Origin of the sequence: Lentibacter sp. XHP0401, from assembly GCF_025751535.1 — a bacterium.
Classification (GTDB): domain Bacteria; phylum Pseudomonadota; class Alphaproteobacteria; order Rhodobacterales; family Rhodobacteraceae; genus Lentibacter.
This window is the reverse complement of sequence record NZ_JAOWLC010000014.1, coordinates 82660-98122: the sequence shown is the minus strand read 5'-3', so window position 1 is coordinate 98122 and position 15463 is coordinate 82660. Positions and strand designations below refer to the sequence as shown.

Here is a 15463-nt window from a genome sequence, read left to right as displayed (position 1 = left end):
GATGGAACAAGAAATCCCAACCGGCAGACCCAGGCGACGCGGTCGCGCCGAGGCTAAGGCTGCACCTTTTGAACGCAAGACCAACTATCGCAATCTGAAGAATCCGTTTCCGCCGATGAAGGTGTTTTCGGATGACCAGATTGCCAATATGCACGCCACGGCCCTGCGCACTTTGGAAGAGCTGGGAATGCGGGTTTTATTGCCAGAGGCGATTGCGATCTTCAAAGCTGGCGGTGCGCGGGTTGAGGGCGATATGGTTTATATCGGCCGCGAGATGATTGAGGCTGCGCTTGCGACCGCGCCAAAGTCGATCACGGGCCGCGCGGGTGCGCGCGAGCGTGATATCACGCTGGAGCTTGGCAGCCTTGTTTTCCAGCCTGGTGCGGGCGCGCCCCATGCGACAGATCTGGTGCGCGGCCGCCGCCCTGGCACGGCGCGGGATTTTAACGAGCTCTTGCAACTCACCCAGCATTTCGATGTCTTCCAGATGATGCCACCGTTGGTCGAGCCGCAGGATATTGCGACCAACCTGCGTCACTACTTCACTCTGGAAAGCCAGCTTACGCTGACGGACAAGTTTCCATTCGTCTTCTCACGGGGCACACCGCAGGTGCGTGAAAGTTTCGAGATGCTTGCCAGCTTTCGCGGGCTAACGGATGAGGCGTTCCATACGGAACCGCATTGTTACACGATCATAAACACCAACAGCCCCCGCACACTCGATATCCCGATGGCGCAGGGTCTGATTGACTTTGCTCGCGCAGGGCAGATGAGCATCGTGACGCCATTTACGCTTATGGGGGCGATGGCTCCTATCACCGTGGCGGGAGCGATCACGCTCAGTCATTGCGAGGCGCTGGCGGCCATCACGCTCGCCCAGCTTACGCGCGCCGGTGCGCCTGTCTGCTACGGCACGTTTACCTCCAATGTCGACATGAAGTCGGGCGCGCCGGCCTTTGGGACACCCTCGCACTTTCAGGCAAGCCTTGCTGCTGGCCAGCTTGCACGCTTCACGGGTTTACCTTGGCGCTCGGCGGCGGGATCCGCTTCCAACCTCAACGATGTGCAGGCGGCCAATGAAAACCAGATGGGCCTCTGGGGTTGTTTGATGGCGGGGGCGACGATCATCATTCACTCCGCAGGCTGGCTTGAAGGCGGGCTGAGTGTGTCTTACGAAAAGCTCATCACCGATGCCGAAGTGCTTAACATGATTGCCGAACTTTGCGCAGGGGCCGAGGCGGGCCCCGATGAAATCGGCTTTGACGCAGCGTTGAGTGAAGTGCAGCCTTCGGGACATTTTTTTGCTACGACACAGACCATGGAGCGCTACAACAGCGCGTTTTATGCGCCGCATGTGCACGACTATTCCAACTTCGGCACATGGACAGAGCGTGGTAGTGAGGATGCCAACATGCGTGCCACAAAAGTCTGGCAGGATATTCTTGCCGCCGATAAGCGCCCCGCGGTGGACGGAGCGAAGCTGGCTGCGCTACAAGACTATATCGCCAAGCGCACAGAAGCGGGCGGCGCTTCGCCCGAAAGCTGAAAAGAAACGCAATGTCCAAAGTATCTTCTATTTTACACCGCGACGACCCCGACAAGCCCCCGCTCGGAGGGCATGTCAAAGTTACGCGGGAAGACTGGCTCAATGTCGCGCGCGACATTCTGATCAGCGAAGGTGTGGGACAAGTCAAAGTGCTGGGGATTGCCGAGCGGCTCGATGTTTCGCGCTCGTCGTTTTACTGGTATTTCAAGAGCCGCAAAGACTTGCTCAACCAACTTCTCGACGATTGGGACAAGACAAACACTGGCATCATGGTGCGCCACACCGAGATACCCGCCGAGACGATCACGGGCGCGCTCAACAATTTCTTTCGCTGTGTCGTGGACCCTGAAGGCTTTAATCACCAGCTTGATTTTGCGGTGCGCGAATGGGCGCGGCGTGACGGCTCGGTGCGCCGTGTGATCGACCGGGCTGATACGGTTCGCCATGCAGCGATTGCCAAAATGTTTGAACGCCACGGTTATGAGGCCAACGAAGCCGATATTCGCGCGCGGGTTCTTTATTATCAGCAGCTTGGATACTACGCTCTTGATCTGGCTGAAACGGTAGAAGAGCGGCTTACACGGGTTGCGGGCTATCTATACTGTTTTTCAGGCGTGCCCCCTTTAGACGAAGAAGTCGCCGAGTTTACCGAATTTACGCGCAAGGTTACGGCGGGATGAAACGTTACTCGGCTTTTTCACTCTTCAAAGAAGGGCTGGCAGACCACAAGGGCTGGCAGCAGGCATGGCGCAAGGCCAAGCCCAAAACCGCCTATGACGCGGTGATCATCGGTGGCGGCGGGCACGGGCTTTCTACGGCTTATTACTTGGCGAAGAACCACGGGCTTACCCGCGTTGCTGTTCTGGAACGCGGCTGGATTGGTGGCGGCAATACGGGCCGAAACACGACGGCTGTGCGCTCCAACTACTTTTATCCCGAGAGTGTCGCACTCTACGATCTCTCGCTGCGGCTCTATGAGGGGCTGTCCAAAGAACTGAATTACAACGTGATGCTTTCGCAACGCGGGATGCTGATTGCCGCGCACACACCCGCGCAGATGGAAGTTTGCAACCGTATCGCCAATGCTATGCAGATCAATGGTGTCGATGGCCGCCTGATGAGCGCTGACGAGGCCGAAAAGCGCGTACCCCTGATCAACACACAAAACGGCGCGCGCTACAAATGTATGGGCGGCATCTGGCAAGGGCGCGCGGGCACCGCGCGCCACGATGCTGTGGCCTGGGGCTATGCGCGGGCGGCCTCGGCGCTGGGAGTTGATATTATCGAAGGCTGCGAGGTGGAAGAAATCCTCACCCAAGGCGGCACCGTGACAGGAGTTCAAACAAACCTTGGTCGTATAGAAACAGAACGCCTCGGCATTGCTGCCGCTGGTGCGACTCCTTTGCTCACCCAGCAAGTGGGGGTTGACTTGCCCATCCACAATTACGCGCTGCAAGCTTTTGTCTCCGAGCCGGTGAAGCCCTGTCTTGATACGGTTCTGCTTTACCTCGGAACAGGAACCTATGTGAGCCAGTCCGATAAGGGCGAATTGGTCATCGGTGGTGGGCTTGACCGGGTGCCAACCCACGGTCAGAAAGGCAATTTGCCAGCGCAAGAGACTGTTATATCAGGGCTTTTGGAGATGTTCCCCGCTTTCGGGCAGCTCAAACTTCTACGCCAATGGGCGGGCGTTGTTGATGTTGTGCCTGACAGTTCTCCGGTCATTGGGCCTGTCGGACCCGAGGGGATGTTTATTAACTGCGGTTGGGGAACAGGCGGGTTTAAGGCTATCCCTGCAGGTGGTTATTTGCTTGCGCATCTCCTCGCCACGGGTGCGCATCACGAGATCAGCGCACCGTTTGATCTCTCGCGTTTTGCCCGAGGGCGGCTGATTGACGAAGCCGCCGGCTCTGGCATTGCGCATTAGGAGGTCGAGACATGCAAGTTTTCCCTTGTCCCTTTTGTGGCCTGCGAGATGAAACAGAGTTTCACTTTGCAGTAGAAGCAGGCCACGCGCGCCCCGAACCAGCGGCTGAAGTATCTGATGCAGACTGGGCCGCATATCTCTACCTCCACAAAGCGCCTAAAGGCGCAAGCCGTGAAGTCTGGTTGCACACCACCTGCGGTGAATATTTCATCATGACCCGGAATACTGTGAGCCGCGAGGTATTGAGCAGTGAAGCCTTGCCGGGAGGTGAAGCATGAGCGGCTGGCGGCATGGCACCGAGGGCGCGCAGATTAATCGCGCGAAGCCGTTGAGCTTTACCTTCGACGGCATGAACCTCACAGGTTTTGAAGGCGATACACTCGCTTCGGCTCTTCTTGCCTCGGGAGTGCAAATCCTCGGACGCAGCTTCAAATACCATCGCCCGCGCGGCCTCTGGGGCATGGGCGCGGAAGAGCCAAACGCTATTATCGATGTGGTGCTGGGTGCAGAGCACTGGCCCAACTGCCGCGCGACGACCACTCCTTTACGGGACGGTATGGTGCTGAGGTCCGTTAACGCGGCACCTGATGCTGCGCGTGACCGTTTTAGCTTGATGGACCGTTTCCATCGCTTCATTCCAGCCGGCTTTTACTACAAAACCTTCATGGCCTTGCCGTGGCTGCGCTATGAGCCGGTGATCCGCCGTATGGCAGGCTTGGGCCGTGTGAAACCAAGTTTTGAGCCGCCAGCAGATGTGCCGCAGATCAATGCTGTCTGTGACCTAATGGTTATTGGAGCAGGGCCAGCGGGACTGGCGGCAGCAAGTGCTGGTGCGGAAGCCGGACGCTCTGTCTGGCTGATTGATGACGGCTGCGCGCTGGGAGGGAGCCTTCGCTGGCGTGGCGGGTTGATAAACGGAGCAGATTGGCGAACTTTCCGTGATGCGACTGAAGCTGCTGTTCTGGCTAATGGCGGACGTGTCCTCAAAAGCACAACACTTTGGGGCGCGTTCGATCATGGTCTCTATGCTGCTTGGCAAAAGCGTGAAGGTGCAACCGATGTTCATTGGCGGATCAGGGCGAAGGAGGTGATCCTTGCCGCAGGCGCTTTGGAGCGGCCTGTCTGGTTTGCCAATAATGATCTTCCCGGGGTTATGTCTGCCGAAGCGGCATTTTACTTTCTGAAAGTCCACGGCACTGTCGTGGGGCGCAAGATACTGTTGGTAACAGGCAATGATGCGAGTTTGCCTATCGTTGAAGCGCTGCGCGAAATTGGTTGCGAAGTGACATTGGCCGATGTGCGCCAGGGAGCAAAGCTGACCGCCGCCAAGGGCCGACATCATGTTACTGGAGCTGTGGTGAACGGTGAGGTGATCTCTTGTGACGCTATCCTTTGTTCTGGCGGCTACACACCCACGGTGCATTTGTGGTGCCAGACGGGAGGTAAGCTCGACTGGGACAGCGATAAAGATGCACTTGTGCCACGCTTGAATACATCGGCCATGAAAGTGGTGGGCGCGGCCAAGGCGAGCTTCACATTATCTGAAGCGCTCGGGGAAGGCTTTGCTGCGGCAGACGGGCAGGGGGCGGCCCCGAATGCGCCTGCCGAAGCGCAGACGCCAAGCGCGATAATCCGCCCTGACCCTACCCTGACAGGCCGTCAATGGATCGACATGCAAAACGATGTCACGCTCAAGGACGTGGGTATCGCCGCGCGCGAAGGTTTCACCTCAGTTGAACATCTCAAGCGTTATACCACGCTGGGTATGGCCACCGATCAGGGCCGTAGTGCAAACTTTGCCGGGCTGGCGACTATGGCTGCTGTGACAGAGCGGAGTATTCCCGAGACAGGAACAACAACTTACCGTCCGCCGTTTGAGCCCGTGCCTCTGCGTGTGATCGCCGGGCGTAGGCGAGGTGAATTGTTTAATCCCCCCAAGAGACTGCTCCTTGAGTCAGGGCATAGGGGCGAAGGCGCCAAGTTCCGTGAATATGGCGGCTGGATGCGCCCTTCGGTTTACGGCACGGGCCCTGAAGAAGAGCTTGCGCAAATAGAGGCAAGAGTCGCACGCGAAAGCGTTGCAGTTTTTGATGCCTCGCCGTTGGGAAAACTTGAGATTGTCGGACCGAAAGCTTCGGAGTTGCTGGATTTCACAGGATATGTTCGCATGTCTACACTCAAGGTAGGTCGTGCGCGTTATGGCTTTATGTTGGGCGAAAACGGTATTGTTCACGACGATGGTGTGGTGCTGCGTTTGGCAGATGACCGCTTCATCCTCTCGGCTTCATCCAGCCATGTCGATAGCGTGCGCTTCATTCTTGAAGATGCACGTCAGGACAGGCTGGGGCGCAAGGGGGTCGCGGTACATGACGTGACACAAGGCCTGGTAACACTGACTGTCACAGGGCCGAAAGCTGACCAACTGCTCAGACGTGCCGGTATAGGGCTGCCCGAAATGGCGCATATGAGCGTGATTGAAACCGAATTTGAGGGGCGGTTTCTGCGTATCGCACGGATCAGCTTTACAGGTGACAAAAGCTATGAGCTTTCTGTTCTCGCCCGACACGGGGCTGCGCTTCACGCGCTTCTGACAGACGTGCTGGCGCACACAGGCGGCCGCTGGATCGGGCTTGAGGCTGTGATGATTTTGCGCGCTGAGAAGGGCTATATTCTGGTTGGAAAAGATACCGACGGGCTAACCATGCCGCATGATCTTGGATGGGTTGGCCCACGTAACAAACGGGGTGATGAATACATCGGGAAACGCTCTCTTTTCACGCCTGAGGCCAAGGCGGAAGACCGCCGTCAGCTTGTCGGTCTCGAAGCTGAAGGCGTGCCGCTCGTGACCGGTGCACACCTTGTTCCGATCACAGGTGCACGCCGGTCACTGGGTTTTGTTACCTCCAGTTACATGAGCCCGAATCTGGGCCGCCCCATCGCTCTTGCGCTGATGGAAGACGGACGAGCGCAGATTGGCTCGGAAGTGGCCGTGTTCAATGATGGGCAGGTCCGGGTCGCGCGGGTGGCTTTGCCTTGTGCGTATGATGTGGAAGGAGAGCGGCTGAATGGATGAGCGTATTTGGACGGATGGGCCGCTAAATGGTGCACAAACGCTCCGTATTGGTGATTCTAAAGTAAGCCTTGTGGCTCCACCTGCACAGGCTTGCCTGGTGACGGGTGATTTGAGCCAGCGTCTCAAGTTATTATCGCCCAAATCACAGCTTGTCGGCCTCTGCGAAAAGGTCAACGGAGAGCACCCGTATGCAATTCGCATTGCGCGTGATAGTGCTTTACTTGTTTTACAGGTGCCACTTGTGCGCCCGATGGGCTGGCAGCCCGAGGGTTTCGCGCTGAGTGATGCGAGCGATGCTTACGCCGCGCTAAGTATTACAGGCGCAGCATCCGGAGACATCCTCGCACAAGGCACGGGCGCGCCCTTAGAAGCTGGCTCACCTTCTGCAGCCATTCGCTTTGCAGGCATACCTACCCTACTGGTGGGGTTTGGGGAGGGGCATTTGCTTTGGGTGCAATCCGCTTCGCTTACATATATCACCTCTTTTATCAAAGGCCTGACTGTGTAGTCTAAGCGCAAACCAACGAGGCCGGAAATGAGCAAAGACCCCCTTTTGCAACCCTATCAGCTTAAACACCTGACGCTGAAAAACCGTATCATGACGACGAGCCATGAGCCGGCTTATCCCGAAAACGGCATGCCGACCGAGCGTTACCGAGCCTATCATGAAACGCGTGCCAAAGCGGGTGTGGCGCTTACTATGACAGCAGGGTCTGCCGCCGTAAGCCGCGACAGCCCGCCCGTGTTTAACAACATTCTCGCTTATAAAGACGAGGTGGTCCCGTGGATGCGTGCGCTCACCGATGCGTGCCACGAACACGGTTGCGCGGTGATGATCCAGCTCACACACTTGGGCCGCCGCACAGGCTGGAATAAGGGCGATTGGCTGCCCTCGCTTGCGCCCTCGCACAGCCGCGAGCCTGCCCACAGGGCCTTCCCGAAGAAGATGGAAGACTGGGACATCTCCCGCATCATCGAGGACTACGCCGACGCCGCCGAGCGTATGCAGACGGCTGGCCTCGACGGGATCGAGCTGCAGGCCTACGGCCATTTGATTGATCAGTTCTACTCGCCCATCACCAATGACTGGGTGGCGCCCTATGGCGGCAGCTTAGAGAACCGCATGCGCTTTGGGTTCGAGGTGCTCGACGCGATCCGCAAGCGTGTGGGCTCCGAGTTGATCATCGGCGTGCGCTACACGGCGGACGAGGTCGAGGAAGGCGGGATCACCCCCGAAGAAGGCCTTAAGATTGCTCACGCGCTCAAAGCCAGTGGGCAGGTCGACTTTCTCAATGTTATTCGGGGGCGTATTCACACCGACCCAGCCATGACGGATGTGATTCCTGTTCAGGGTATGCGCTCCGCGCCACACCTTGATTTTGCGGGTTCTGTGAGGACAGAAACGGGCATGCCGACCTTTCACGCCGCGCGTATCCCCGATGTAGCTACGGCACGGCATGCGGTTGCCTCGGGCCTTCTCGACATGGTCGGGATGACCCGCGCGCATATGGCGGATCCACTGATCGTGACCAAAATCATCGAGGGTCGTGAAGACGATATTCGCCCCTGCGTGGGGGCGACCTATTGTTTGGACCGGATCTATCAGGCGGGCGAAGCTCTTTGCATTCACAATGCCGCCACGGGCCGCGAGTTGAGTATGCCGCACGAAATTGCGCCCTCGGGCTTTCCGAAGAAAGTGGTAATCGTCGGCGCTGGCCCTGCAGGGCTTGAGGCCGCGCGCGTGGCCGCTGAACGGGGACACGATGTAACCGTGTTTGAAGCCGCGCCCGAGGCGGGTGGGCAGATCCGCCTCACGGCACAAAACAAGCGCCGGGCCGAGATGATCGGGATTATCGACTGGCGCATGGCGCAATGCGCGGCGCGTGATGTGCGCTTTCATTTCAATACCTATGCTGAGGCCGAAGACGTGCGCGCGCTTGCGCCTGATGTGGTGATCATCGCGACAGGTGGTTTGCCGGAAGTAACGATACTCGAAGAGGGTAACGAGCTGGCCATCACGGGTTGGGACGTTATTGCCGGTGATGCCAAGCCCGGTGAAAACGTGCTGATCTTTGATGATGCCGGAGATCATACGGCGCTTATGGCGGCGGAAATCATCGCAGCAGCGGGCGGGCATGTCGAAGTGATGACCCGGGATCGTAGCTTTGCCCCCGAAGTTATGGGCATGAACCTCGTGCCCTATATGCGCAGCCTGCAAAACAAGGATGCGCTCTTTACCGTAGGGCGTGCACTCAAAAGCCTTGCGCAAAGTGGTAATCATCTTCTTGCAACCATTGGTACGGATTATTCTCTCCATGTATCGCGGAAAGAATATGATCAGGTGATCGTCAACCAAGGCACGCTGCCGCTAGACGAACTTTACTTTGCGCTCAAGCCAGAGGCGACAAACCTTGGCGAGGTCAATCACGAGGCGCTCGTAAAAGGTTCGGGGGCACTCTTCCCGATATCCAACCCTGATGGCGCATTCTCGCTTTATCGTATCGGCGATGCCATCTCCTCGCGCAACACCCATGCGGCAATCTATGATGCCCTGAGACATGGGGTGCTTTGGTAGCTCTGGAACGAGACGACTGGTTGGGATGTTCGACCGGTCTTTTCGTCAACAGGATTCAGGTGCAAACATCAGGCAAGATCCTGACTTGTGACCAACCTAGCACAACGGCCTGGCTGTTGGCTCACAATTTGCTGTCTTGGTGAGGTGTTGCGCAGAGAACTGAACAGTAATTTGGGATGACGCAGGGAGGAAACAGGGCGGGGCAATGCTTTGATCTTGGAGAAATAACTCCGGTAATTGTGCCGAAGACCTAGACAAATCGGGCTGTGGTGCACACCGCTGCTGCAAAAATCGGCAGCAGCGTCGAGTTTATCGCCTATTTTATAGGCACAAGCTGGGTGTTCGGGCGTAGAAAATAGACGCCACGTTGCTAAGTTTGGCGATATGCCCTTACACTCGAATGATGGTAAAAGAGAATCTGCACTTTAGTGAGATGCACAGGTCTGGCGCACCGCGCGGTCCTTATGAACATTACGAAAAATGGTTCGAAGGGCAAAACAACGAACGCCTAGCCAAAAAATCCCAAGAAGCGGAAGCGTTTTTCCGCAGAACGGGCATCACCTTCAATGTCTATGGTCAGTCAGATGCCGAAGAGCGCCTGATTCCTTTCGATTTGGTCCCACGCATTCTGTCTTCGCGCGAGTGGACCAAACTTTCCAAAGGGATCGAGCAGCGGGTCTATGCGATCAACTCCTTCCTCCATGATTTGTACAATCGGCAAGAGATTTTACGCGCGGGGATTATTCCCGTCGAGTTGATCGCCCAGAATGATGCGTTCCTTCCGCAGATGATGAGTTTTAGCCCTCCTGGCGGCGTTTATACTCATATTGTTGGAACCGATATTGTCCGTACCGGCGAGGAAGATTTTTTTGTGTTGGAAGACAACGCGCGCACGCCATCTGGTGTGAGCTACATGCTCGAAAACCGCGAAACGATGTTGCAGATGTTTCCCGAGCTGTTCAGTGCGATTAAGGTGCAGCCTGTGAGCGACTATCCCAAGAACCTGCGCCGTTCGCTGGAAGCCTGTGCGCCGCAGTCTTGCACGGGGCGGCCCTGCGTCGCCATCCTCACGCCGGGCATTCACAATTCGGCATACTTTGAGCACAGCTTCTTGGCTGACCAGATGGGGGTAGAGCTTGTAGAAGGCCATGACCTTCAGGTGGTGGATGGCCATATCGCGATGCGCACCACGCGAGGCTATAAGACGATTGATGTGCTCTATCGTCGGGTGGATGACGATTATCTTGATCCGCTGACGTTTAATCCCAGCTCGATGCTGGGTGTTCCGGGAATTATGGATGTTTACCGTGCGGGCAACATTACCATCGCGAACGCACCAGGAACCGGCGTGGCTGATGACAAGGCGGTTTACAGCTATTTGCCCGATATTGTCCGCTTTTACACAGGTGAACCCGCGATCTTGAAGAACGTCGAAACGTATCGGTGTTCCGAGCCTAAGAACCTTAAATATGTGCTCGATAATCTGGCCGAGCTGGTTGTGAAAGAAGTGCACGGATCTGGCGGGTACGGCATGCTGGTCGGGCCAGCCGCGAGTAAAAAAGAGTTGGCAGATTTCGCCGACAAACTGCGCGCGCGGCCATCAAACTATATCGCGCAGCCCACGCTGGCTTTGTCGACCGTTCCGATTTTTACGGAAAGCGGATTAGCGCCACGCCATGTCGACTTGAGACCTTTTGCTTTGGTTTCGCCAAAAGGGGTCAACATTACACCTGGAGGGCTCACACGGGTTGCCTTGCAAGAAGGCTCGCTTGTTGTGAACTCAAGTCAGGGCGGCGGCACAAAAGACACTTGGGTATTGGAAGACTGATATGCTGGGAAAAACCGCAGGTGGCCTTTACTGGATGTTCCGCTCACTGGAGCGCGCGGAGAATACCGCGCGTCTTATAGAAGCGGGGTTTCGCATTGCTTTGACGCGCTCGACGAATGCAGAGGCCGAGTGGCAATCTGTCATCACTACTTTGGCTGCGCGTACGGTTTACGAGGCCGGTCATGACGGTTATGACAGCGCGCAGGTGGTTGATTTCCTGTTGCGTGATACGGCAAACCCGAGCTCTGTTTTGTCCATCATAAAATCCGCGCGTGACAATGCGAGGCTGGTGCGCACGGCGCTGACAACGGAAGTCTGGTCGGCTGTCAACGAAACATGGATGCTGTTCACCGATCTCTTGAAAGACCCTACCCCCGAAACAGAATTGCCCGCTGTCTTGGCAACTATCCGTCAGCAATCAGGCCTTGTGCGCGGGGCGCTTTACGGCACGATGTTACGGAATGACATCTACGATTTCTGCCGCTTGGGAACTTACATCGAGCGGATGGACAACACCGCGCGCATTATTGACGTAAAATATTACTCGCTTCTGCCGTCGCCTGCTTTTGTCGGGAGCAGGCTGGACAATGTGCAATGGGAAACGATCCTGCGCTCGGTCTCTGCGCACAGATCATTCCGCTGGGCTGTCGAGGATGATTTCACGGCGCCTGCGATTGCGGAGTTTCTGATCCTTGATCGCAGGATGCCACGCTCGCTCGCGTTTTGCGCTGGACAGATTGTAAACAGTCTGGCCCATTTGGCTGAGGAATATGGCACGCAAGGCGAGGCGCTGAACATGGCGGAAGCGCTGCGTGCGCAACTTGTTGACCGCGATATAAACGCGATTTTCTCAGTCGGCCTGCACGAGTTTGTCAGTGGTTTGCTCGGCAACACGGCCAGCCTCGCGCATCAGATCGAGATTGATTACAGGTTCACCGGATAAATGAAGCTCAGTATAAGCCACACCACCGAATATGCCTACAGCGCGCCCGTTGATTACGCGCTGCAAAAAGTGCGCTTGCGCCCGATGCCTTCATCGATGCAAGAGGTTCTTGACTGGACCGTTGAAGTGACGGGCGGGAAAGTTGAAGCAAGCTATACAGACCACTACGGAAATCATGTTGATCTGGTGAGTATTGATCACGGGGCACAGGTTTTAAGCATTCATGCAATTGGTCATGTGAACACGCTCAACAACAGCGGTGTTCTTGGCCCCGTCTACGGCGTCGTTCCGCTCTGGCACTTCTTACAGGAGACACCTCTGACAGCCGCGGGAAAGGCTATCAGGGCGCTGCCCCGTATTACAGGGACGAGTGAGCACCAGATCAGCGATCTACACAATCTTTCAAATGCGATACTGGAGGCTTTACCATATAAGTTTGGCGGCACAGGCGTTGATACGCCAGCGGAGGAAGCTTTGCAGGGTGGCCATGCTGTCTGTCAGGATCATGCGCAGATATTCATTTCGGCTGCGCGCCTTTCGGGACTGCCTGCGCGCTATGTCAGCGGGTATCTCATGATCAATGATCAAATCGCGCAGGACGCGACCCATGCATGGGCCGAAGTCTGCATTGACGGTTTAGGCTGGGTTGGATTCGATATTTCCAACGGTGTTTCACCAGATGAGAGATATGTGCGCATCGCGATCGGGCGGGATGCACGTGACGCGGCTCCCATTGAAGGTCTTCGTATGGGGACGGCCGATGAAACACTCATGGTATCTTTACAAGTTCAGCAGTAGACCTTCATGAGAGATTCCATTCGGGCAAGGCTTTAATGACATATTGTGTAGGTATGCGGCTTGATCAGGGGCTGGTGTTTATGTCCGACACGCGGACAAGCGCTGGCGTTGATAACTTTGCCGTCAGCAAAAAAATGTTCTCTTGGCAAGTTCCGGGCGAGCGGGCGATCACAATCATGACTGCGGGCAATCTTGCTACAACACAGTCCATGATCAACCTGCTGGAAGAGCGCTCTGTTTCCGGGGAAGATCGGGATCCAAGCATTTTGCGCCAGCCAACAATGTTTCAAGTGGCGCGACTGGTGGGCGCAACCCTGCGCGAAGTGATCAGCGGGTCTTCTCCAACAGGCCAGACATCGGACGATCAATTTGGTGCCTCTGTCATCGTCGGCGGCCAGATTAATGGCGGAAAGCCTACAATTTTCATGATCTATCCAGCGGGAAATTTCATCGAGATCACCGATGACACGCCTTTCTTCCAGATCGGGGAAACAAAGTATGGCAAGCCCATTCTTGTGCGCGCCTATGACCGCAAGATGGAGTTTGCCGACGCTATAAAGCTTCTTCTGGTCTCGTTCGATTCAACCGTGAAATCGAACCTGTCAGTTGGTTTGCCGTTTGATATGCAAATTTACGAGAACGGCTCCTTCACGACAGATCGCACCAAGCGGATAAACGCAGACGACCCAATCTACCAAACCATCGCAACGGGCTGGGGCGATGCTCTCAGAGATGCGTTTCAACGGCTCCCCAATTACGAGGTATAGCCGGGTATGTTCAGTCGCGGTTTGCGGCTGCAAGAGTTCGCCGGCCACCGTGTTCTGCATTAATCCTGCCTTGAAATCTGTGCCCGACAAGCTTATTTTCTAAGCCATTAAAAGCTCGGCATAAGATCGAGTGACCAGACTTATCTGGCGGCTGGCTATAATCGGGGTCTGGCGATCAATGCGCGTGCGGTTTCATTTTGTTTTGAATCATATCTATTTGATATTGATTGTTTTTGTTCTCTTGGCGGGGCCTGTCGGCGCCTTTGAGGCCGATCTTAGGCTGGATCGCGAGAACAAGGGTCTTCAGAGTGAACTGGCCAGCGCTTCGCTGGTTCTGGCCGCAAAACGGGAAGGGGCGAGCAGCGCGCAAGATATTTTGGCCGCGGCACAGGCAGATTATGCCCGACTGGTGAGTGCGCTTTACGAGCGCGGCTACTACGGGCCAGCCGTTTCAATCCTTATTGACGGGCGCGAGGCTGCGAACATTCCACCTTTGGCCAATCTGGGCCGAGTCTCGCGTATTGATCTGGTTGTCAAAACGGGATCAGCGTTTCAGCTTGGAAAGGCCGAGATCGCGCCTCTCGCGCCCCAAACAGAAATACCCGAGGGATTTCGCACAGGCCAGCCTGCCGAACTCGCTGTGATCCGCGATACCGCGCAAGCAGGCATCGAAGGCTGGCGCGCAGTTGGCTTCGCGAAAGCGCAGATATCACGCGAGAATGTTGTCGCGGATCATCCACGTTCACAGCTTAACGTGGAACTGGGTATTGCGACAGGTCCGCGCGTTAGTTTCGGAACACTCAATGTTACAGGTGAAAGCAAGGTTCGCCTCAACCGCATCCGCAAAATCGCAGCGGTTCCATCGGGCGAAGTGTTTGACCCCGTCGCGCTGGAGCGCGCCGCCACGCGCCTCAGGCGCACAGGTTCGTTCAGTTCGGTGACGCTGCGCGAGGCCGATGCGCTTGGCCCAAACAACGCGATGGATGTCGAGTTGGCCGTGGTCGATGCCAAACCGCGCCGGTTTGGCTTTGGCGCCGAGTTGCACTCGTCCGAAGGGATTTCTCTTTCGGGCTTCTGGCTGCATCGCAACTTGTTGGGGGGAGCCGAGCGCTTTCGCATCGACGCGGAAGTGGCCGGTCTCGCAAGCGAGAACAACGGTGTCGATTACAGTCTGAGCGCCAGCCTGACTCGGCCATCAACCTTTCATAAAGATGTTGACCTCAAGTTTGTCGCCGAAATCGAACAGCTTGATGAACCGCTCTATTTTTTGCGTGATGCCAGTATCGAGGCAGGGCTGAGCCGCTATTACTCTGAAACACTGACAGGCGATGCTGCATTGATCTACCGCTACAGCGATGTGGAAGATGATCTGGGCGCGCGCACGTTTTCTCACCTCATGCTGCGTTTTGGGGCCACATGGGACGGGCGCAATGATAGATTAAATCCGACTGACGGAACCTATTTGCGTGCCGAAGCGATGCCCTATCTTGGCCTGTCTGACACTGCCTCCGGCGCACGCGGCTATGTTGATATGCGCACCTATCGCAGCTTCGGCGCTAGTGAAAAAATCACACTGGCAGGACGGTTTCAATTCGGCACAATCGTCGGATCTTCCATTTCCGAGACACCACCTGATCTTCTCTTTCTCTCTGGCGGGAGTGGTACAGTGCGGGGCCATTCCTACCAATCCCAGTCCATTACCACGGGCGGAGTTGAAACCGGCGGACTCTCTTTTGTGGGCCTCGCAGGTGAAGTGCGCATGAAAATCAACGAAACATTCGGCGCGGTCGGTTTTTATGATATCGGTTATATCGGCGCAAACAGCACACCCGATAGCTCCGGCGGGTGGCACAGTGGCGCGGGTATTGGGCTACGTTACCAAACAGGGATTGGCCCTATCAGGCTTGATCTGGCCGTGCCCGTTACAGGAGAAAGCGACAATAGTTTCGAGGTCTATGTCGGCATCGGGCAGGCTTTTTGATGCGCCTGATATTCGCTCTCCTTCT

At 56.3% G+C, this 15463-nt stretch carries 12 protein-coding genes; all 12 read left to right on the top strand.

Going from position 1 to position 15463, the window contains the following annotated elements:
• Position 1 precedes the first annotated feature (1 nt).
• The gene (locus OE750_RS16435) at positions 2–1546 is read left to right on the top strand and encodes a trimethylamine methyltransferase family protein (protein ID WP_263765397.1); all 1545 of its coding nucleotides are present in this window, start codon (positions 2–4) and stop codon (positions 1544–1546) included.
• Between the two features lie 11 nt (positions 1547–1557).
• Complete coding sequence (locus OE750_RS16430) at positions 1558–2226, top strand: TetR/AcrR family transcriptional regulator (RefSeq protein WP_263765396.1); 669 nt, start codon at positions 1558–1560, stop codon at positions 2224–2226.
• A complete protein-coding gene (locus tag OE750_RS16425) occupies positions 2223–3473 on the top strand; it encodes a sarcosine oxidase subunit beta family protein (RefSeq protein ID WP_263765395.1) in 1251 nt (416 codons plus the stop codon). Before OE750_RS16430 ends, OE750_RS16425 begins: the two co-directional genes overlap by 4 nt.
• An 11-nt stretch (positions 3474–3484) precedes the next feature.
• Positions 3485–3751 carry a sarcosine oxidase subunit delta gene (locus OE750_RS16420; protein ID WP_263765394.1) on the top strand — a complete coding sequence of 89 codons (267 nt, stop codon included), beginning with the start codon at positions 3485–3487 and terminating at the stop codon, positions 3749–3751.
• Positions 3748–6546: a 2Fe-2S iron-sulfur cluster-binding protein gene (locus OE750_RS16415; protein WP_263765393.1), complete on the top strand. Its 2799-nt coding sequence runs from the start codon at positions 3748–3750 to the stop codon at positions 6544–6546. Before OE750_RS16420 ends, OE750_RS16415 begins: the two co-directional genes overlap by 4 nt.
• Positions 6539–7054 (top strand): hypothetical protein, encoded by a 516-nt coding sequence (locus tag OE750_RS16410; RefSeq protein WP_263765392.1) that lies wholly within the window; start codon positions 6539–6541, stop codon positions 7052–7054. Before OE750_RS16415 ends, OE750_RS16410 begins: the two co-directional genes overlap by 8 nt.
• Before the next feature lie 27 nt (positions 7055–7081).
• The gene (locus tag OE750_RS16405; RefSeq protein ID WP_263765391.1) at positions 7082–9121 is read left to right on the top strand and encodes an NADH:flavin oxidoreductase; all 2040 of its coding nucleotides are present in this window, start codon (positions 7082–7084) and stop codon (positions 9119–9121) included.
• Positions 9122–9524: 403 nt separating this feature from the next.
• Positions 9525–10949 (top strand): circularly permuted type 2 ATP-grasp protein, encoded by a 1425-nt coding sequence (locus tag OE750_RS16400; RefSeq protein ID WP_263765450.1) that lies wholly within the window; start codon positions 9525–9527, stop codon positions 10947–10949.
• A 1-nt stretch (position 10950) separates the two neighbouring features.
• Entirely contained in the window at positions 10951–11892 is a 942-nt protein-coding gene (locus tag OE750_RS16395) for an alpha-E domain-containing protein (RefSeq protein ID WP_263765390.1), read from the top strand.
• Complete coding sequence (locus tag OE750_RS16390) at positions 11893–12690, top strand: transglutaminase family protein (protein ID WP_263765389.1); 798 nt, start codon at positions 11893–11895, stop codon at positions 12688–12690. It begins immediately after the preceding gene.
• 35 nt (positions 12691–12725) lie between these two features.
• Positions 12726–13457, top strand: a complete 732-nt coding sequence (locus OE750_RS16385; protein ID WP_263765388.1) for a peptidase — start codon at positions 12726–12728, stop codon at positions 13455–13457.
• A gap of 223 nt (positions 13458–13680) precedes the next feature.
• A complete protein-coding gene (locus OE750_RS16380; protein ID WP_263765387.1) occupies positions 13681–15438 on the top strand; it encodes an autotransporter assembly complex protein TamA in 1758 nt (585 codons plus the stop codon).
• Positions 15439–15463 lie beyond the last annotated feature (25 nt).

What these genes read in the sequence shown, in the direction of transcription:
- OE750_RS16435 (WP_263765397.1), top strand. Translation starts at nt 2, where the DNA reads ATGGAACAAGAAATCCCAACCGGCAGACCCAGGCGACGCGGTCGCGCC.
- OE750_RS16430 (WP_263765396.1), top strand. Translation starts at nt 1,558, where the DNA reads ATGTCCAAAGTATCTTCTATTTTACACCGCGACGACCCCGACAAGCCC.
- OE750_RS16425 (WP_263765395.1), top strand. Translation starts at nt 2,223, where the DNA reads ATGAAACGTTACTCGGCTTTTTCACTCTTCAAAGAAGGGCTGGCAGAC.
- OE750_RS16420 (WP_263765394.1), top strand. Translation starts at nt 3,485, where the DNA reads ATGCAAGTTTTCCCTTGTCCCTTTTGTGGCCTGCGAGATGAAACAGAG.
- OE750_RS16415 (WP_263765393.1), top strand. Translation starts at nt 3,748, where the DNA reads ATGAGCGGCTGGCGGCATGGCACCGAGGGCGCGCAGATTAATCGCGCG.
- OE750_RS16410 (WP_263765392.1), top strand. Translation starts at nt 6,539, where the DNA reads ATGGATGAGCGTATTTGGACGGATGGGCCGCTAAATGGTGCACAAACG.
- OE750_RS16405 (WP_263765391.1), top strand. Translation starts at nt 7,082, where the DNA reads ATGAGCAAAGACCCCCTTTTGCAACCCTATCAGCTTAAACACCTGACG.
- OE750_RS16400 (WP_263765450.1), top strand. Translation starts at nt 9,525, where the DNA reads ATGGTAAAAGAGAATCTGCACTTTAGTGAGATGCACAGGTCTGGCGCA.
- OE750_RS16395 (WP_263765390.1), top strand. Translation starts at nt 10,951, where the DNA reads ATGCTGGGAAAAACCGCAGGTGGCCTTTACTGGATGTTCCGCTCACTG.
- OE750_RS16390 (WP_263765389.1), top strand. Translation starts at nt 11,893, where the DNA reads ATGAAGCTCAGTATAAGCCACACCACCGAATATGCCTACAGCGCGCCC.
- OE750_RS16385 (WP_263765388.1), top strand. Translation starts at nt 12,726, where the DNA reads ATGACATATTGTGTAGGTATGCGGCTTGATCAGGGGCTGGTGTTTATG.